Here is a 17,268-nt window from a genome sequence, read left to right on the forward strand (position 1 = left end):
CCTGGCTGTCCAGCCGGGCGAAAAGGAGGGTCAGGCTTTCGCCGAGGGACCGGTCAGCGGCACGAAGGCGACGGGCAGTAGGACTTTTTCCCTCAAGCGGCCGTCGGCGGCCTTGTCGATGCGGACCAGGGCCTGCTGCGGGCCCAGCCAATGAGCCGGTCCCGGGGTTTCATCCTCCAGGGGAATGATCATGCGCCCACCCGGGGCGAGCTGCTCGATCAGGGCGCGGGGAATGTGCTCGGCGGCGGCGGTGACCAGGATGGCGTCGAAGGGCGCGGCCTCGGACCAGCCCGCCGCGCCGTCGCCCTGGCGGCAATGGACCTTGGCATAGCCCAAGTCCTTCAGGCGCGCCGCGGCCTGCTTCGCCAGGGCGGGGATCACCTCCAGGGTGAAAACCTCGGCCCCCAGTTCGGCCAGCACGGCGGCCTGATAGCCGCAGCCGGTGCCGACCTCCAGCACGCGGTCGCCCGCTTTCACCCCGGCCTGGTCGCTCATCGCCGCGACGATGAAGGGCTGGGAGATGGTCTGGCGTTCGCCGATCGGCAGCGGCCGGTTCTCGTAGGCGGCGGCTTGCTCCATCATCGGCACGAAGCGGTGGCGTGGCACTCTCGCCAAGGCGTCCAGCACCTTTTTGTTCAGGCCGCGCTTGCCGAGCCAGTCGGCCACCGCCGCCGCCTCTTCCACCACGGCCGCGACCATGGCGGCCCTCTCGGTCGATCGCTCGGCGGCTGTTTCTTCTGGCTGGGTTTCGTCGTCCGACACGCTGGCAGGCCGCCGTGTTTTGGAGAGGGGGCTTGCAGTCATTATAGTTTGCGCACATATCTCACGGCGATCCCGTTCTTGCGGACCGCGGAGAAGGGGCCATATCCATGAAAAACAAGCATAAACGGATGTTTCGGTGATGGCGCAGGAAGAAATGCAGTTTCAGGCGGAGGTCAGCCGCCTTCTCGATATCGTCGCCCACTCGCTTTATTCGGAGAAGGAGATCTTCCTCAGGGAACTGATTTCCAACGCCTCCGATGCCTGCGACCGGCTGCGCTACGCGGCCCTCACCCAGCCCGAGCTGATGAAAGACGAGAGCAGCTTCGCCATCCGCCTGAAGGTCGACCCCACGGCCAAGACCCTCTCCATCGCGGACAACGGCATCGGCATGGCCCGTCAGGACCTGATCGACAACCTGGGCACCATCGCGCGCTCCGGCACCGCCGCTTTCGTCGAGCAACTGGAAAGCAAGCCGGAGGGCAGCAGCCTGATCGGCCAGTTCGGCGTCGGCTTCTATTCCGCCTTCATGGTCGCCAAGCAAGTCGAGGTCTCGACCCGCAAGGCCGGGGAGGCCGAAGGCTGGCGCTGGACCTCAGACGGCCAGGGCGCCTTCACCATCGCCGAGGACGGCGAGGCCCCGGCGCGCGGCACCCGCATCGTGCTGCACCTGCGCGAAGGCGATGAAGAGTACATGGACCCCATGCGGATCCGTCAGATCGTCTCCACCTACTCCGATCACATCGCCGTGCCGGTGATTTTGGAATCGCGCAAGGAGGACGAGCCGGACCAGACCCTGAACGCCGCCTCGGCGCTTTGGACCCGTCCGAAGAGCGAGATCACCGAAGAGCAGTACAAGGAATTCTATCACCACGTCGGCCACACCTTCGACGAGCCCTGGCTGCGCCTGCACTTCAAGGCCGAGGGCATGCTGGAATACACCGGCCTGCTGTTCATTCCCTCGACCAAGCCCTTCGATCTTTTCCATCCGGACCGCAAGACCGGCATCAAGCTTTATGTGAAGCGCGTCTTCATCACAGACGACTGCAGCGAACTGCTGCCGCCCTATCTGCGTTTCCTGCGCGGCATCGTCGACACCGAGGACCTGCCGCTGAACGTCAGCCGCGAGCTGCTGCAGAACAACCCGCGCCTCGCCAAGATCCGCACGGCTCTGACCAAGCGGATTCTGAGTGAGCTGAAGAAGAAAGCGGAGAAGGCGCCGGACGAATACGCGACCTTCTGGAACACCTTCGGCCCGGTCTTCAAGGAAGGTCTCTACGAAGACCAGGGGCAGCGCGAAGCCCTGCTGGAACTGGCGCGCTTTCGTTCCACTTCGGGAACGGAGCTGGTCTCGCTCGCCGACTACGTCAGCCGGATGAAACCGGGCCAGGATGCCATCTACACCATCACCGGCGGCGATCCGGAAGCCCTGGCCAAGAGCCCGCAGATCGAAGGCTTCGTCGCCAAGGGTATCGAAGTTCTGCTGCTCAGCGACGCGGTGGACGACTTCTGGCTGACCGCCATTCCTGACTACGACGGCAAGGCCTTCAAGTCGGTGACCCGCGGCGGCGCCGACCTGGAGAACATCGACAAGCCCGAGGGCGCGGACGAGAGCGACGAGAAGAAGGCCGATGAAACCAGTCCCGCGCTCGACGCTCTCATCGCCTTCGTGAAACTGACCCTGAAGGACAAGGTGAAGGACGTGCGGTCATCGGCGCGCCTGACCAGCAGCCCGGTCTGCCTGGTGGCCGACGAAGGCGACATGGACATGCACCTCGAACGCCTTCTGAAACAGCAGAACCAGCTCGAGCATTCCTCGGCGCGGATTCTGGAAATCAATCCCGACCATGCCCTGGTGAAAGCCCTGGCCGCGCAGGTCGGCAAGGAAGGCGGCGGCGCCGTCGTCGAAGACGCCGCTTGGCTGCTGCTCGATCAGGCGCTGATCATCGAGGGCGAACCTCTGCCCGATGCCGCTGCATTCTCGCGCCGGCTCTCCACCCTGGTGGAACGCGGCCTGCTCTCCGGCGGTTAGGGTGTTGTTTGGCTGCCGGGATGAATTGATGCCTTGGTGTCACGCCGAACGCTGAGGATGCCGGGATGTTCATTGATGAGATGTCGACAACCGTTCGATCAGGCCCCATCGCGGTCGTGCCCTACGATCAGCTTTGGCCGGCAGTCTTCGAGCAACTCCAGGGAGCGATCAGGCATACCCTCAGAGGAATTGCGTTAGAGGTCCACCACATCGGCAGCACCGCCGTTCCAGGTTTATGTGCCAAGCCTAAGATCGACATCGATGTGGTTCTGCGCTCGGCCGATGACATCGTGAAGTCTGTCGATCTGCTCAAAGAAACCGACCGCGAGTACCATGGCGACCCGTATGACGATGGCATGTGGACCTTTACCAGCCGGCGCGGTCTTTCCCCCGGACATCGTATATATCTGTGCGCTCCAGGCACGCCCGTTCATCTGAAACGCGTCTTGTTCCGGGATTATCTTCGCGCCAATCCCGAGGTCGCCATGGCATACGGTGCTTTGAAACGAAAGCTCGTCATCGACTCAAAAGGCGTTTGGAAGGCCTATACCGAAGGTAAAACCGCGTTCGTGGCGCGTGCAGTCGAACGGGCGATGTCCTTGGAACATGAATAGACATGCAGTGACCGGGGCCAGTGACCGGGGCCGCGCCTCAACTGGCGCCGTCGAGGTCGAGGACCGCGGCGCCCAGCACCGGGCCCGTTGTCCCGGCCTGAACGATGACGGCGCAGCCGCCGTGGCCTTCGCTGCGCGCGGCATCCATGTCGATGGCGAACTCCATCGCCTCGCCGGTCCAGGTGCCGAGCTTGCGATACTCCCGCACCACGTTTGCATTGTGGATCGAGCGGCCGCCGTTTTCGCCCCGGGCGACGTCGGTTTCATGGTCGTCGTCGAACATCACCAGATAGACCGCTGCGCCTTCCGCGGGCGCGTCACCGGCTGAGAGGGTGATCGTGCCGCCATCCCGGCCGTCCCCGCCGGACACCAACTTAACGTCGACCGTGGGTTTGCGTTTTGCGGCTTCCTTGATCGCCGACTCGACGGCGCGGCGGTGGCTGCCCACCAGATCCTTGCGGCCGTCCACCACGATCTGCGGCGTGTAAACGTAGCGCAGGCCCAGGGTTCGGGCATAGTCGCGCTGGCGCTGGGTATAGGCGGCGGAAGCGAAGGGGTCCTTCCAGCCGATGTAGTCCCAATAGTCGACATGGAAGGACAGCGCCAACAGGCCCGGCTGATCCGCCAGTTCATCCAACAGCGCATCGGCCGGTGGACAGGAACTGCAGCCCTGGGAGGTGAAAAGCTCGACCACAACCGGGCGTTCGGCCCCGGCGATCTCGGCAAGCTGCAGGGGAGTCTCGTCCTCGAAACCCGGCAGGAAAGAGGAGGACTGAGTGACGGCCTGCCCGGCCCAGGCAGCAAGTCCTACGGCCAAGGCGGCAACGCCGATTGCGATTGAAGTACGGCCCATGGCGGCGACGTTACGGATCGCGGCGCTCACTGGCGAATCACGTTCCGGTGACGCCGGCTGCCGATGTTCCATCCGCAGTCCTCGTCTGTGCTTCAGGAGGGCTCCGGTTTCGTCACCCGGACCTCGACCTCCATGTCGATGAAATCTTCCGGGGCGCCGTAGTAGCTGCCCTGCACCGGCAGGGCCTGAGAGGGTTCGCGGGCGACGGCGACGCGGATCAGGTTGGCGCCGCCGACCTGGCCGTTGGTGGGGTCGAACTCCACCCAGCCGGCGCCGGGCAGGTAGATCTGCACCCAGGCATGGGTGTCGCCGGCGCCTTGAACAATGCTGTCCGCAGCATCGTCGTCCTGTCCCGCCTTGTCCTCGACCGCGGGATCGTAGAGATAGCCGGAGACGAAGCGGGCGGCAAAGCCCAGCGCCCGCGCCGCCCCCATCATGAAGACCGCCAGGTCGCGGCAGGTGCCGCTGCCTTTTTCCAGGGTTTCCGCCGGCGTCTGCACGCCGATGGCATAGCGCCTTTCGTAGCGGAACTCCTGCTGGATCGCCTGGTTGATGCGGACCAGCAGATCCTGGGTGCCGACCGGCCCGCCGCTTTCGAGGAAGCGCTTCGCCCAGGTGTCCAGCTTGCGTTCGGGATCGGGATAGTGGCGCTCCACCGAGCGTCCGAGATCGGCGATCTCCTCGGCCGGGTAGCTGAAGGGATAGGTCTGGGCGTAGGGCTCGATTGCAAAATCGGGGTAGCTGAGGCCGTAGTGGTCGATGACCACGCGGCTTTCAAAGCGCAGCTCGCTGGCCGGCTCCTGGAACGACGCGATGGCGATGGAGTTCGAGAAAACGTCATGCAGCCAGCGGATCTCGGCCTGCGGCGAGATGATCAGCGCGGTATCGACCAGACGGATGTCGTGACTGTCCCGGGGCCGGAACATCAAGCGATGCTCGCCGAAGGTAACGGGCTGTTTGTAGCGATAGACAGTCGTATGGGTGACCGACAGCAGGGGCATCTTGGCCTGACGTGGTTTGAAGGGGCGGCCTGGCGGCGCCCGGCGAAGCAGCAACGCGGAGGCGGCATCCTAGAGCAGATCCGGAATGGATGGAATCGCTTTGGCGGGCCCGCGGTCTGGCCCTGCTCCGACGGCTGGGGAACCTGCCGCTCAGGCGCTGAAAAGCTCTTTTGATCAATACCTTGTCTTCCAGGTTCGGTAGCACCTCCCCGCCTCTTTAAGGAGAATGATAGTCCTTAAGATACAATCATCGATTTAGAAAATCAGAACGGCAGGCAGCGGAGCGCGGCTTTCGCCGATTCGAGGCTGGTTTTCAGCCGGCAAAGGCCGCGCGGGTGCCTGCAAAAAAAGGGAAGCTTAACCCGCGCGCCCTAGGATGCCGGGCTCAACAAACAGGCGGGCCTCTGAGCAGCGGCGCAATGGCGAAACAGCAAGTCAAAAGGGTGTCCGGGGCCGTCGATGACAGCCTTTGCGAGCAGCTTCGCCTTCTGGGCGAACTGGGCAGCCGTCTTGCCGCGGCGGCCGACCCGCTGGTGGCGCTTGAGGCGGCTCTGCCGGAGATTGCGGCCCAGTTGGACGGGGTCACCGCCGAGCATCTTGCTGCCGTTCTTCATCCTGAGTCAGCCACGACGACCGGTCATGGCGCGGACGGCGACCTGTTGCGCGCCGTCAGCGGACTGGCGCGCCTGGCTCATGCGAATGCCGCCCTGCGGGCACGCCTTGTCGAGCAGCTACGTCTCGGCGTCGGCCTGGATATGGCGGCGGAACTGCAGCAGAGCTTTCAGCCCGACTGTGTGCCCGGCCACCAGCCGATCTGGGGCGTCAATCTGCCGGCGCGCAAGGTGTCCGGCGATTTCTTCGACTTTTATCGCCTGGATGAGCAGCGCATTGCTTTTGCTTTGGGCGATGTCTCAGGCAAAGGCATGAATGCCGCGCTGCTGATGGCCAAGACCATCAGCCTGTTTCGCTGTCTCAGTAAGAGAATCGATACACCCTCCGCACTGCTGGCGGCGATCAATGCGGAGCTTTGCGAAACCGCGTCGCGCGGAATGTTCGTGACCATGGTCGCCGGCCACTACTGGACCGCCAGCGGAACCGTGAACCTGGCCAACGCCGGTCACCAGCCGCCGCTGCTGCGCCGCCAGGACCGCAGCTATGCCTCTTTTCCCGCGGCGGCGCCGCCGCTTGGCATCATGCCGTCGACCCTGCCGCCGGACGAGGAAATCAAGCTGGACGGTGGCGAGCTCTACATCTTCACCGACGGTCTCACCGAATACCGCTACATCAGCGGCGAGCAGCTTGGCGTTCAGGGCCTGATCCAGTTGATCGAAGCGCTTGCCGAGGCGCCCCTGGCAAAGCGCCTGGAAGCGCTGTTGAAGACCTTGGATCAGGATGCCGATTGGGAAGCCCGCGACGATCTGACGGTACTGGCCATCGACGATGCCTGGGTCCGCGGCGTTGCCGGCGACGAGGCTGGCGGTCTCGCCGGGCAGAAGGCGGAGGCAGGCACATGAACCTGCCGAAGGGGGAGCGCCTGCTGGAATTGCGCTTTCCGGCGCAGGCCAACCGCATGGCCCTGGTGCGCCAGACGGTGCGCAGCGCGGCGCGCTTTTGCGGCTTCGACGAGCCGGACACCCGGGACATCGTTCTCGCCGTCGGCGAGGCCTGTCAGAACGTCATCCTTCATGCCTATGCCGAGAGCGACGAAGGCGACGTCGTGCTGGGTATCCTGCGCGACGGAGACCGGATCGTCGTCCGGGTAACCGACTACGGACCGGCAGTCGACCCCACCGTGTTCAAGCCGCGCGACCTTCGCGATCTCCGGCCCGGCGGTCTGGGAACGCATTTCATTCGGGAGCTGATGGACACGGCCGACTTCGGTCCCGCTCCCGACGGTCTGGGCAACGTCCTGCAGATGACCAAGAAGACGAATAGCCAAGAGAGAGAGGGGGGCAGGTTGTGACCGAGGTCATCCGTGACGAAGAGGGCCGTTTCGTGGTCGAACTGGAAGGGGAAATCGATCTTGAGCGGGCGCCGGCGCTGCGCAAGACCCTGCTCGACTGCGTCAGGCGCGGGCGCGATGTTCTGGTCGATCTGTCCCGCGTCACCTACATCGACAGCTCGGGCATCGCCAGCCTTGTCGAGGCGCTGCAGGACGCCGGCAAATCCGAGACCCGCTTCGGCCTGATCGCCATCAGCCCCGAAGTCATGCGGGTCTTCGAACTGGCGCGGCTCGACAAGGTCTTCACCATTCATCCCGACCTCGGCAGCGCGCTGGAGGCGGGAGCCTAGGATGACGGCCATGCTGAGGGTGGCCGAAGGGCTGGGACGGGGAGTACTGCGCGGCGCCGACGAGGTCGGCTTCGCGGCGGCGCTTTTTGTCGAGTCCCTCTTCTGGGCAGTGCTGGGGCCGGCGCGGCGCCAGCCTGTCCGCCTGCCCGCGGTCTTCGCGCAGATGCTGCAGATCGGCCTGGAGGCGCTGCCCATTGCGACGGTGCTGGCCGCGACCATCGGGATGATGCTGGCAATCCAGAGTCTCTACAGTCTGGGCCTTTTCGGCGCCGAACACTTTGCCACCGTCGGTATCGGGCTCTCGGTGGTGCGGGAGTTCGCGCCGCTCATCATCGGCATTCTGATTGCCGGGCGCTCCGGTTCGGCCCTGGCCGCGCGCTTCAGCACCATGATGATCAATCAGGAAGTCGACGCCCTGCGGGTCATCGGCATCTCGCCGGTGCGCTTTCTCGTCGCCCCGGCGCTGATCGCCATGATGATCATGGTGCCGGCCTTGACCATGTGGGCCATTCTGGTGGCGCTCACCGCCGCCGGCCTGCTGGTGACCGCGGCGCTGGAGATCAGCCTGGGCGCCTATTTCGCCGACCTGATCTCCGTTCTTTCAGTGAACGATCTGACCCACGGTCTCGGTAAGAGCGTGCTCTTTGCCGCGTTGATCGCCCTGGTCTCGGCGGTAAACGGCGCGCTCGCCGACGGCGGTGCCGAGGGGGTCGGGCGGCGGACCACGCGGGCGGTGGTGCACTCGATCGCGGCGATCATCATGGTCGACATGATCTTCGCCTTCGTCGTGACTTCGGGATAAGCCGATGACTGCGCAGGCCTCACAACTAACTTCGGCCCGGGAGCCGGCGGCCGTCTCGCCCGCGGCGTCGGTGATCCGCGTCGAGGGGTTGCAGGCCTTTTATGGAGCGCAACAGGTTCTCTTCGACATCGACCTGACGGTGATGCCCGGCGAAATCATGGTGGTGATGGGCGGCAGCGGTTCGGGCAAGTCCACCCTGCTGCGCCATCTTGTCGGCCTCAGCCGTCCGGCCGCCGGACGGATCGAACTGCTCGGCTTCGACATCACCCGCGCCCGGTCTATGGAGATGCTGGCGCTGCGGCGCAAGATCGGTGTCGCCTTTCAGGGCGGGGCCCTGTTCAGTTCCATGAACGTGCTCGACAACATCATGCTGCCGCTGCGCGAACACGCCCGGCTCGACCGCAAGACCATGGAGATCATGGCCCGCCTGAAGCTGGAAGTGGTGAACCTCGCCGGTGCCGACGCGCTGATGCCTTCGGAGCTGTCCGGCGGCATGCTGAAACGCGCCGCCGTGGCGCGGGCCATCATCATGGACCCCACGCTGCTGTTCTTCGACGAGCCTTCGGCGGGCCTCGACCCGACGGTTTCTTCGGCCCTCGATGATCTGATCCTGAAGCTGCGCGAGGCGATGAACATGACCATGGTCGTGGTCACCCACGAGTTGGAGAGCGCCTTCAAGATTGCCGACCGCATCACCATCCTCGATCAGGGCCGTATCCTGCTGGTCGACGATGTGGCCGGGGTGCGGCGCTCCGACAACCCGCGCATTCAAAACCTGCTGAACCGGCGTTCGGAGGAGACGGAGGTCGATGCCCAGGCCTATCTGCAGCGCCTGACCGGCGAGACGCCGACACCGCCGGCAGCAACGAACGAAACCCCGGAAGCGAGCTAAAGCGATGCGACATCAGGGATTGAACTATGCCGCCGTTGGGGGCTTCGTCATCGCCATGCTGCTGGCCGCCCTGGCTGCGGTGGTCCTCTTGACCGGTTCGGTCGGCGCCTATGACCGCTACACCGTTGTGCTCCGCAATGTGGCCGACATTCGCTACGGCACTCAGGTCCGCTTCGAAGGCTTTCCCGTCGGTCAGGTGGAGGCAATCAATCCGGTGGTGGAAGACGGCGCCATGGTCTTCTCTCTCGACGTCTCCGTGCGCGAAGGCTGGATCATCCCCGACGACAGCGTGGCGCGCATTCAGATGTCGAAATTCCTCGGCGCCAAGACCGTCGAAATCCGCCGCGGCGAGTCGATGACGGCGCTGGCGCCCGGCAGGCAGATTGCCAGCGCGCCGGCCGCCGACATGTTCGCTGCCATGTCCAACATGGCCGGCCAGGTCGGCGAGGGATTGCAGCCCTTGCTGGCGCGGCTCGGCGAGCTGGCGGTGACCGCCAATCAGTTGCTGGGCGACGACGTCGCCCCGCTGCTCGGCTCCCTGAACGTGGTGGCTCAGGACACCGGCGATCACGTGCCGCAGATTGCCGAGGAGCTGTTGACCTTCACCGAGGACCTGAACAGCACCCTGGCTTCGGTGCAGGCCCTGCTTTCCGAACAAAACGTCGCCGAGGTTCAGCAGACGCTGCGCAACGTCAATGCGGTGTCCGAGGATTTTGTCGCAATGAGCCAGGCGGCTCAGGGCACCCTGGGTCAGCTCGACGCCATCGTCGCCGACCTGCAGGGCATCGTCGAGGCGAACGAGGGCAACGTGAACAGCACTCTGGAAGATACCCGCTATGTTCTGCGCTCCATTGCCGAGAACATCGACAGCATCAATCACAATCTCGCCGGGACCACCCGCAACATGAACGAGTTCAGCCGCCTTATCCGGCAGAACCCGGGGCTGCTGCTGGGCGGCTCCGCTCCCGAAGAAGTCAGGGCCGAAGGCCGGTCATCGTCTGCCCCGAGTCGGGAGGACTACTGATGAAACGGAGCCCCTCTGTTTTCCTGCGCGCCTTCCTGCCCGTCCTCTTGACCGCACCGCTGCTGGCCGCCTGTCTCGGCTCGGCACCGCCGGTGCCGCGCGATCATTACTATCGCCTGCTGGTGCCGCCCCCGCCGCCGGGTCCTGAAGGGGCCGGCGCCGAAATCCTGCTGCCCGGGGTGGTGATGGTGGAGTTGCCGCAGGCCGACGGCCTTCTGCGCGAACGCCCGCTGCTCTACAGCCAGAGCGGCGAGTCCCACGAACTGCAGCAGCACAACTATCACTATTGGAACGACGTGCCGCCGCGCATGCTGCAGGACCAGATGGTCGGCTATCTGCGCCGCAGCGGGGTGACCGGCCAGGTGGTGACCCCGGACACGCGGGTGCGCTCCGACTTTCGTGTGACCGGCAAGGCAAGACGTCTGGAGCGTCTGCTCGGCGGCGGACCGCCGCGGGTCTTCGTGGAGATCGAACTGGCGTTGCTGCGCCTTTCCGACGACACCCTGCTGGTGGTCGAAAACTACACGGCGGAGGAGCCGGCCGGGGGCGACAGCGTCGAGGCCGCGGTCGTGGCGCTCAACCGCGCGACGGCCCGGATCTTCGATGCTTTTCTGACGCAGGTTCGCGCGGCAGCGGATCAGGTCGCGGTTCAATAGCTACCGTTCCACAGGCCGGTATCGGCGTAAACTGGACAAAACAGCCGCCGCTTCTTATCTAAACGTCCTGTGAAGCGGGAAAAACTGCACGATGGACGTTCTCAGCGATATTCTCGATCTGCTGCAATTGCGCGGCAGCCTCTACTTCCGCACCGCCTTTTCTCCCCCCTGGTCGGTGGCGGTGCCGCCGCTGGGCCGGGCGGCCCGTTTTCATCTCGCCGTCCAGGGCCGCTGCCTGGTGCGGGTCGGCGAGGATGATACCGTCCAGCTCAATCCCGGCGACCTCATCCTCATTCCAGGCGGCGCCGGCCATGTCCTCAGCGACGGCAGTGATGCGAAACCGGCGGCCTTGGAAGAGGTCCTGCAGCGGAGCGGTTTCAGCGGAGAGGGCACATTGGTCTTTGGCGGCGAAGCCCGCGCGGATGCCGACACCAAGCTGATCTGCGGTCACTTCACCTTTGCCGAAGGGGTCGATCATCCGCTGCTGCGCGCCTTGCCGCCCTACCTGCTGGTGACGGCGGAGTTGCGCGCCAAGGCACCCTGGCTCGATGAACTGCTGCGTCTCATTGCTCGCCAGATGTTCGCCGAGACGCCGGGCATGACCGCCTCGGTCATCCGCTTGTCGGAAGCCCTCTTCATCGAGGTGATTCGCAGCTGCGCCGACCAGGATGAAGCCCTCGGCAAAGTGCTCGCCGCAGTCGGCGACCGCCGCATCGGTCATGCCCTCGGCCTGATGCACCGGCGTCTCGACCAGGACTGGACGCTGGAGGGTATCGCGCGGGAGGTCGGGATGTCCCGCAGCCGCTTTGCCGAGCAGTTCCAGGACCTGATGAACTGCGCGCCGATGGGTTATCTGGCCGACCTGCGCCTGCAGCAGGCCAAAACCCTGCTGGCCGGTACCAGCGAGCCGATCCAGACCATCGCCCAGCGGGTCGGTTATCAGTCGCCGGCGGCCTTTTCCCGCGCCTTCACCAACCGCTACGGTCACAGCCCCAAGGCCAGCCGTCAGGCCGCTGGATAGCGTTGAATTTGCAGATCGTCCGGAAGGCGATGCAGTGAATTCGGCTTTATTGGCTATCTGTTGTCTTAAATGCCGGTTCTCCCAAGATGCGGTTTGTCCGGCGCTTCCGCCGGGTCATCGCAATTCCTGCTAGGGAGAACCAGATATGACTTTGTCCAAACTTGCCCTCGCCAGCCTGCTCGCCGCTTCGATGCTGGGTTTTACGGCGACGGCCCAGGCCGCCGATGAACTGAACGTGGTACCTGGCTATTCCATCGCCGGGGCACCGCTGGCGCTGCACGGCTACGATCCGGTGGCCTATTTCACCAAGGGAGCGCCGATGCGGGGCTCCGACAGCTTGGTTCATATCCATGAGGGCGCCGCCTATCGCTTCGCCAGCCAGGCCCATCTCGACAGCTTCAAGCAGGATCCGGATCGCTACGTGCCGCAGTACGGCGGTTTCTGCGCCTATGGCGTTTCGGTGGGCAAGAAGTTCGACGGCGACCCCAGGCTCTGGAAGATCGAGGACGGCAAGCTCTACCTGAACCTCAACGAGGAGATCTACGCCACCTTCCTGGAAGATCTCGACGACAACATCGAAAAGGCGGAGGACAATTGGCAGGACATCGAGCATGTCGCCGCGCGCGATCTGTAAGACTGTTCGAGAGGGTGGTGGGGAGGGCGCGGCTCTCCCCAAGCCGCCCTATGGCTTGGCGGCGGCCGTCTGCCCGTGAAATCGAGCGTTACGGCTGTCGCGGGCTGATCCGCAACGCTTTCCCCGGTTTTGCGGAGACCCCTTGATGCTCTATCTGCTTCGTCACGGCCAGACCCTTTGGAATTCCATCGGCCGCATGCAGGGCCAGAAAGATTCGCCGCTGACGGCAAGGGGCGTCGCCCAGGCCCAGGCGGTCGGCAGCCTGCTGGCCGAGACCCTGGCGGGCGAAACCGCGGCCAACCCGCGGATGATCTCAAGTCCTTTGGGCCGGGCCTGGCAGACGGCGGCCATTGTGGCCGACCGTCTGGGGATCGATCCCCTGGCCATGGCGTTGGAGCCGCGGATTGCGGAAATGACCTTCGGCGACTGGGAGGGTCATGGTGAGGCCGACCTGGAAACCCTGTTCCCGGAATCCTGGGCCGCGCGGCGGGCGGACAAGTGGAACTACGTCGTGCCCGGCGGCGAAAGCTACGCCATGGTTGCCGCCCGCCTGCGGAGCTGGCTGGCGGAATTGGAGGACGACGTTCCCCTGGTGGTGGTCAGCCACGGCCTTGCCGGGCGTATCCTGCGGGGGATCTATTTAAATGCCGAGCCGGAAGCGGTTTTCGCCATGGACGAACCGCAATACGGCTTCTTCCGTCTGGCGCAAGGCACCGTAACGCGCTTTGATGTGGAGACGGTGGATACCTGAGCCGGCGTAAGCGCTTTCCGGCAAGAAGACGATACCAGAAGACGATTAAGGAGCACCCGATGCCGCTGCCCACCTTTCACATGATCGACGCGGCGCCGCAGCCGGTGGCCACCTTTTCCCATGCTTCGGAAATCGACGGCTGGGTTTTCCTGACCGGCCAGATGCCGACTTGGCCGGGCGAACCCGAGCGCGCGCTGCCGGAGGGCATCCAGGCGCAGACGCGCCGCGTGATGGACAATCTGGCCATCGTGCTTGAGGGCGTCGGCCTCGGCCTGGAAAACGTCATCCAGGCCCGGGTCTACATCACCCATTTTGAGCGCGACTACGCCGCCATGAACCAGACCTATCAAAGCTATTTCGAAGAGGGCAGGCTGCCGGCGCGCACCTGTGTCGGTGTTACAGCCCTGGCGGTCGGCGCCCTGGTCGAGATCGACGTCATCGCCCGGCGGCCCTGACTCGGCGGCCCTGACTCGGCGGCCCTGACCCGGCGGCCCTGACCCGGCGGCCCTGAACAGATTGCCCGGCAGCGCGCCGCTGCCTATTTCTCTTCCGCCGGCGGCGCGAAGAGGGCGAAGACTTCGGGCCCGGTCATGTTCTGGGTTTGGTTGGCGAAGTCGTAGTAGGGCGGCTTCTCGTCGATGAAGATCTGGGTCTTCAGGGCCAGGCTGTCCTGGCCGTCCAGAATCCCGGCACAGAGGTGATGGCTGTCCGCCTCGACGATGCGGTAATAGAGATTGCTGCCGCAGATCTTGCAGAAGGCCCGCTCGGCCCAATCCGAGGAACGATAGCTGGTCACGTTCTCCTTGCCCTCGATCTCGATATCCGGGCCGACGTCGAGAGCCATGGTCGGTGCGCTTCCCCAGCGCCGGCACATGCGGCAGTGGCAGATTCCAACATCCCGATGATCCCCGGTCGCTGTGATTTTGACGGCGCCGCAAAGGCAGTGACCGGTCATCTTGCTGTCGTCGGGCATGACTTGGTTCCTCGGTGTTGTAACGCTGGGTAACGACTACCAGCTTACCGCCCCGGGCCTGTTGATCCGAATCAAAAGCCCGGGGCGAACGGCTCAGAGCCTGGCTCCAAACCGCTGTCTTAGGGTTCTTCGTTCAGGGCGGCGCCATCGCTCGGGCCGGTGGTCTCGCTGCCCAGGCGCAGGCGGTGGCCGTCCAGGTCTTCGACGTTCATCTCGCGCACGCCCCAGGGAAAGTTGGTCGGGGCCTGGCGGATGATCGCGCCGCTTTGTTTGTAGTCCGCGTAAAGCGCATCGACGTCGTGCACGAAGACGGAGAGCCACATGCCGCGGGCGCCCTGAGCATCCTGGCAGAGGAAGATCCGCACCTCGTCGCGGTGGACGCAGGCGAAGGTGGCCGGCGTCTCCCATTCCCATTCCACTTGAAAGCCCAGCTTCTCGACGTAGTAGGCGATGGCGGCCGGGACGTTCTTCACATTGAAGATCGGTATGGCCGAGGCAAAGCGGTTGGGGCTGTGCTCGACCGGGTCGGCCCCGGCGCCGATCAGATGCCTGATGATGGCCGGATCGGTTTTGGGGGAAGCGTAGTTGAGCGCGGTATAGCCGCGGTTGTCCTTCACGATCGGATCGGCGCCCAGTTCCAGAAGCAGCGCCACCGCTTCGGCCTCGTTGCGCAGCACCGCGAAGTGCAGCGGCGTGCGCTGGTGGTCGAGGCGGCTCATCTGTCGGTCGATCTGTTGCGGATCGTCTTCGACGATTTCGCGAATCAAATCGAGTTTGCCCAGGGCGATGGCTGTGAAGATGTCGGGCAGCGCGCCGCGGGAAAGCAGGAACTCGGCGACCTCTTGGTGGACATGCTGGAAGCCGGTGGCCCAGCCGATGACGCCCAGCTCGTGGGCATCGCCCGCGCCTTTTACATCGGCCCCGGCTTCGACCAGGCGTTTCACGACGTCGAGATGACCTCCCTGCGCCGCCCAGTGCAGGGCCGAGGCGCGGTCCGCGCGGTCGCGCAGATCGGCATCGATGCCGAGACGCAGCAGCAGGTTCACGCAGTCCAGATGTCCGCGGTCCGCCGCGAGATGCAGCAGCGGCCGCTGCCACTGGCCGCCGGTGACGGCGATCTTGGCCGGATGTTCGCTGAGCAGGTTTTCCAGGTCGTCCACCCTGCCTTTCAGGGTGGCGGCGATGATCTGGCCGTCGAGGCTCAAGGTGTCGACATGCGCCTTCAGCGCACGCCAACTCGTGAAGCCGTGACGTCTGGCGATGTCGAGCTGAGCCTGGTGCAGCCGGGTTGCAGGGTCGCTCTGTTGCAGTTCGCCCAGCCGCTGCTTGGCGGTTTTTCGCAGCCAGTCGATATCGGGGCGCGGCGGCAGTGCTTCGGGATGTGAATCGGTGGAATGTGTATCGGTCATGGCAACACCTTCTCTCTCGTCGCCCGGCGTCCGCAGCTCACGGGCAGAAAGAAGATGTGGAACACATCACGATGAGAGGTGGGTTCAACCCTTTACGCGGACCGTCGGCCACCTGTCCGGCCGGAATGAAATAATGGAACGTGCTCCGCCGAAGTCAAGTGGAAGGTCGGTTCGCCGGCTCTTCAACAGTGCGCGAAACGCGCCGGCGAAAACATCGTTAACAGAAACTAAACGGAACCGGCGGATGCTGCGCCATGCTGAAAAGTCTTGCTCTGATCGCCCCGGCGCTCGTTCCCTCCTGGCGCTTCTTCGACCGGATTACGGCCTCCCCGCGCATCGAAGTCGCCCGGATGGTTGAAGCGGATGACCCGGCCACCGGGTGGCGGGAGTTTCGGCCGCGTCCGCAAAGCCTTTCCTTTGCGGCCTTGCTGTGCCGCCTTTTCTGGAACCCGGCGTGGAACGAAACGCTTTTCCTGACCAGTTGCGCCGAACGCCTGCTTGAGAAGCCCACCGCCCACAGCGTCACCGAAATCGCCAGCCGTATTTGCGCCGGCCTCGATCCGCGTGCCGCCGAGCCCTTCTTCCGCTTTCGGCTGGTCCTCATCAGCCGGGAGGGCGATGCCCTGCAAAAAGAAATCGTCTATGTCTCCTCCCCTTACAGCGTGACTGCGGGGTGACCCGGGCCGGTGGCTGATGTGATCGTGAGCCTCCCTGTCCTGAGCTTCGACACCGCCCAGCGCGTGACCGAGATTCTGCTCGCCCTCGCCTTCCTGCAGCAGAGCGTCGAACACCTGAGGGCGGCGGCGAAAGAGCGAAACCTTTTCGTGTTCCGTATCGCCCTCTGCATGCTCCTGCTCACGGGCATGGCAAGCCTCTGGGCGACGGCAGGTCTGGCGCTGCTGAGCCTTCTGATCCTGTATCGCTTCCAGGGCCCCTATAACGGCGGCAGCGACCGCATGGGTCTGCTGATTCTCTTCTGCCTTTGTCTGAGTCATGCGGCACCCAGTCAGATATGGCGGGAAGTCGCTCTCGGCTATCTCGCGCTGCAACTGATGCTGTCCTATTTCATTTCCGGCTGGGTGAAGATCGTCAATCCCGACTGGCGCAGCGGCCGGGCGCTGAGAGATGTTTTCGAATTCTCCGCCTATCCGGCCTGCGAGAACTTCCGATCAATCGCGACGCATGCGAGGATCGTTTTTGCAGGGTCCTGGGCGGTGATGCTGTTTGAACTCGTTTTCCCTGCCACGCTGCTGCACCCTGTCGCGCTCATCGCGGGCCTTTCCATTGCGGCATTGTTCCATCTTGCCAATGCAATTCTCTTCGGCCTCAACCGTTTCTTTTGGATCTGGCTGGCGGCCTATCCATCGATCTTTTGGTTCCAGCAGCGGGTGTTCTTGTGACGCGGGTAGGCCGGGCCGGATGGACTCTTCTAACGCGATCCGACTCCCCGGCGGGACGGTTTGTCGGCGCAAAGATGATTCCTTTGTGCAAAAAAATGCTGGACTGACGCTTTATTCGCTTTAAAAGCAGGTCTGATGCATCACGTTAACGTTTC

At 64.3% G+C, this 17,268-nt stretch carries 20 protein-coding genes; 15 read left to right on the forward strand and 5 right to left on the reverse strand.

All coding sequences use genetic code 11. From position 1 onward, the window contains the following. Nucleotides 1-30 precede the first annotated feature (30 nt). A complete protein-coding gene (locus tag ACP146_RS24905; RefSeq protein WP_422369456.1) occupies nucleotides 31-804 on the reverse strand; it encodes a protein-L-isoaspartate(D-aspartate) O-methyltransferase in 774 nt (257 codons plus the stop codon). 97 nt (nucleotides 805-901) lie between these two features. Between ACP146_RS24905 and htpG the strand changes: the two genes are divergently transcribed. Together htpG and ACP146_RS24915 are read left to right on the forward strand one after the other, a co-directional pair. Continuing rightward, nucleotides 902-2,791, forward strand: coding sequence for a molecular chaperone HtpG (htpG, locus tag ACP146_RS24910; RefSeq protein ID WP_422369457.1), 1,890 nt, complete (start codon nucleotides 902-904; stop codon nucleotides 2,789-2,791). A gap of 65 nt (nucleotides 2,792-2,856) precedes the next feature. After that, nucleotides 2,857-3,405, forward strand: a complete 549-nt coding sequence (locus tag ACP146_RS24915) for a GrpB family protein (RefSeq protein ID WP_422369458.1) — start codon at nucleotides 2,857-2,859, stop codon at nucleotides 3,403-3,405. Nucleotides 3,406-3,442: 37 nt separating this feature from the next. Here ACP146_RS24915 and ACP146_RS24920 read toward each other — a convergent pair whose 3' ends face one another. Together ACP146_RS24920 and ACP146_RS24925 are read right to left on the reverse strand one after the other, a co-directional pair. Next, nucleotides 3,443-4,288, reverse strand: a complete 846-nt coding sequence (locus tag ACP146_RS24920; protein WP_422369459.1) for a DUF1223 domain-containing protein — start codon at nucleotides 4,286-4,288, stop codon at nucleotides 3,443-3,445. Nucleotides 4,289-4,350: 62 nt separating this feature from the next. After that, nucleotides 4,351-5,259: a transglutaminase family protein gene (locus ACP146_RS24925; RefSeq protein ID WP_422369460.1), complete on the reverse strand. Its 909-nt coding sequence runs from the start codon at nucleotides 5,257-5,259 to the stop codon at nucleotides 4,351-4,353. A 419-nt stretch (nucleotides 5,260-5,678) separates the two neighbouring features. Between ACP146_RS24925 and ACP146_RS24930 the strand changes: the two genes are divergently transcribed. The 11 genes from ACP146_RS24930 to ACP146_RS24980 all read left to right on the forward strand — a co-directional run bounded on the left by ACP146_RS24930 (nucleotide 5,679) and on the right by ACP146_RS24980 (nucleotide 13,786). Then, nucleotides 5,679-6,773 carry a PP2C family protein-serine/threonine phosphatase gene (locus ACP146_RS24930; RefSeq protein WP_422369461.1) on the forward strand — a complete coding sequence of 365 codons (1,095 nt, stop codon included), beginning with the start codon at nucleotides 5,679-5,681 and terminating at the stop codon, nucleotides 6,771-6,773. Beyond that, the gene (locus ACP146_RS24935; protein WP_422369462.1) at nucleotides 6,770-7,222 is read left to right on the forward strand and encodes an ATP-binding protein; all 453 of its coding nucleotides are present in this window, start codon (nucleotides 6,770-6,772) and stop codon (nucleotides 7,220-7,222) included. The genes ACP146_RS24930 and ACP146_RS24935 overlap by 4 nt, the downstream gene beginning before the upstream one ends. Beyond that, nucleotides 7,219-7,551, forward strand: coding sequence for an STAS domain-containing protein (locus tag ACP146_RS24940; RefSeq protein ID WP_422369463.1), 333 nt, complete (start codon nucleotides 7,219-7,221; stop codon nucleotides 7,549-7,551). The genes ACP146_RS24935 and ACP146_RS24940 overlap by 4 nt, the downstream gene beginning before the upstream one ends. Nucleotide 7,552: 1 nt before the next feature. After that, nucleotides 7,553-8,353, forward strand: coding sequence for an MlaE family ABC transporter permease (locus ACP146_RS24945; protein WP_422369464.1), 801 nt, complete (start codon nucleotides 7,553-7,555; stop codon nucleotides 8,351-8,353). A 4-nt stretch (nucleotides 8,354-8,357) separates the two neighbouring features. Then, the gene (locus ACP146_RS24950; RefSeq protein WP_422369465.1) at nucleotides 8,358-9,245 is read left to right on the forward strand and encodes an ABC transporter ATP-binding protein; all 888 of its coding nucleotides are present in this window, start codon (nucleotides 8,358-8,360) and stop codon (nucleotides 9,243-9,245) included. 4 nt (nucleotides 9,246-9,249) lie between these two features. Next, a complete protein-coding gene (locus ACP146_RS24955; protein WP_422369466.1) occupies nucleotides 9,250-10,269 on the forward strand; it encodes an MlaD family protein in 1,020 nt (339 codons plus the stop codon). Next, nucleotides 10,269-10,925 carry an ABC-type transport auxiliary lipoprotein family protein gene (locus ACP146_RS24960; protein ID WP_422369467.1) on the forward strand — a complete coding sequence of 219 codons (657 nt, stop codon included), beginning with the start codon at nucleotides 10,269-10,271 and terminating at the stop codon, nucleotides 10,923-10,925. The genes ACP146_RS24955 and ACP146_RS24960 overlap by 1 nt, the downstream gene beginning before the upstream one ends. Nucleotides 10,926-11,016: 91 nt before the next feature. Next, complete coding sequence (locus ACP146_RS24965) at nucleotides 11,017-11,946, forward strand: AraC family transcriptional regulator (protein ID WP_422369468.1); 930 nt, start codon at nucleotides 11,017-11,019, stop codon at nucleotides 11,944-11,946. 145 nt (nucleotides 11,947-12,091) lie between these two features. Next, nucleotides 12,092-12,580 carry a YHS domain-containing (seleno)protein gene (locus ACP146_RS24970; protein WP_422369469.1) on the forward strand — a complete coding sequence of 163 codons (489 nt, stop codon included), beginning with the start codon at nucleotides 12,092-12,094 and terminating at the stop codon, nucleotides 12,578-12,580. Between the two features lie 145 nt (nucleotides 12,581-12,725). Further along, nucleotides 12,726-13,331 (forward strand): histidine phosphatase family protein, encoded by a 606-nt coding sequence (locus ACP146_RS24975; RefSeq protein ID WP_422369470.1) that lies wholly within the window; start codon nucleotides 12,726-12,728, stop codon nucleotides 13,329-13,331. Between the two features lie 59 nt (nucleotides 13,332-13,390). Then, a complete protein-coding gene (locus ACP146_RS24980; protein ID WP_422369471.1) occupies nucleotides 13,391-13,786 on the forward strand; it encodes a RidA family protein in 396 nt (131 codons plus the stop codon). A gap of 83 nt (nucleotides 13,787-13,869) precedes the next feature. Here the strand turns inward: ACP146_RS24980 and ACP146_RS24985 are convergent, their stop codons facing one another. Then, nucleotides 13,870-14,304: a GFA family protein gene (locus tag ACP146_RS24985; RefSeq protein ID WP_422369472.1), complete on the reverse strand. Its 435-nt coding sequence runs from the start codon at nucleotides 14,302-14,304 to the stop codon at nucleotides 13,870-13,872. 119 nt (nucleotides 14,305-14,423) lie between these two features. Next, nucleotides 14,424-15,713 carry an ankyrin repeat domain-containing protein gene (locus ACP146_RS24990; RefSeq protein WP_422369473.1) on the reverse strand — a complete coding sequence of 430 codons (1,290 nt, stop codon included), beginning with the start codon at nucleotides 15,711-15,713 and terminating at the stop codon, nucleotides 14,424-14,426. A 254-nt stretch (nucleotides 15,714-15,967) separates the two neighbouring features. On the opposite strand from ACP146_RS24990, the gene ACP146_RS24995 reads away from it, so the two are divergent. Both ACP146_RS24995 and ACP146_RS25000 read left to right on the forward strand, forming a co-directional pair. Next, complete coding sequence (locus tag ACP146_RS24995; RefSeq protein WP_422369474.1) at nucleotides 15,968-16,390, forward strand: hypothetical protein; 423 nt, start codon at nucleotides 15,968-15,970, stop codon at nucleotides 16,388-16,390. 24 nt (nucleotides 16,391-16,414) lie between these two features. Continuing rightward, entirely contained in the window at nucleotides 16,415-17,113 is a 699-nt protein-coding gene (locus ACP146_RS25000; RefSeq protein WP_422369475.1) for an HTTM domain-containing protein, read from the forward strand. Nucleotides 17,114-17,268: the final 155 nt, after the last annotated feature.

Origin of the sequence: Pelagibius sp. (assembly GCF_965249265.1) — a bacterium.
Taxonomy (GTDB): Bacteria; Pseudomonadota; Alphaproteobacteria; order Kiloniellales; family Kiloniellaceae; genus Pelagibius.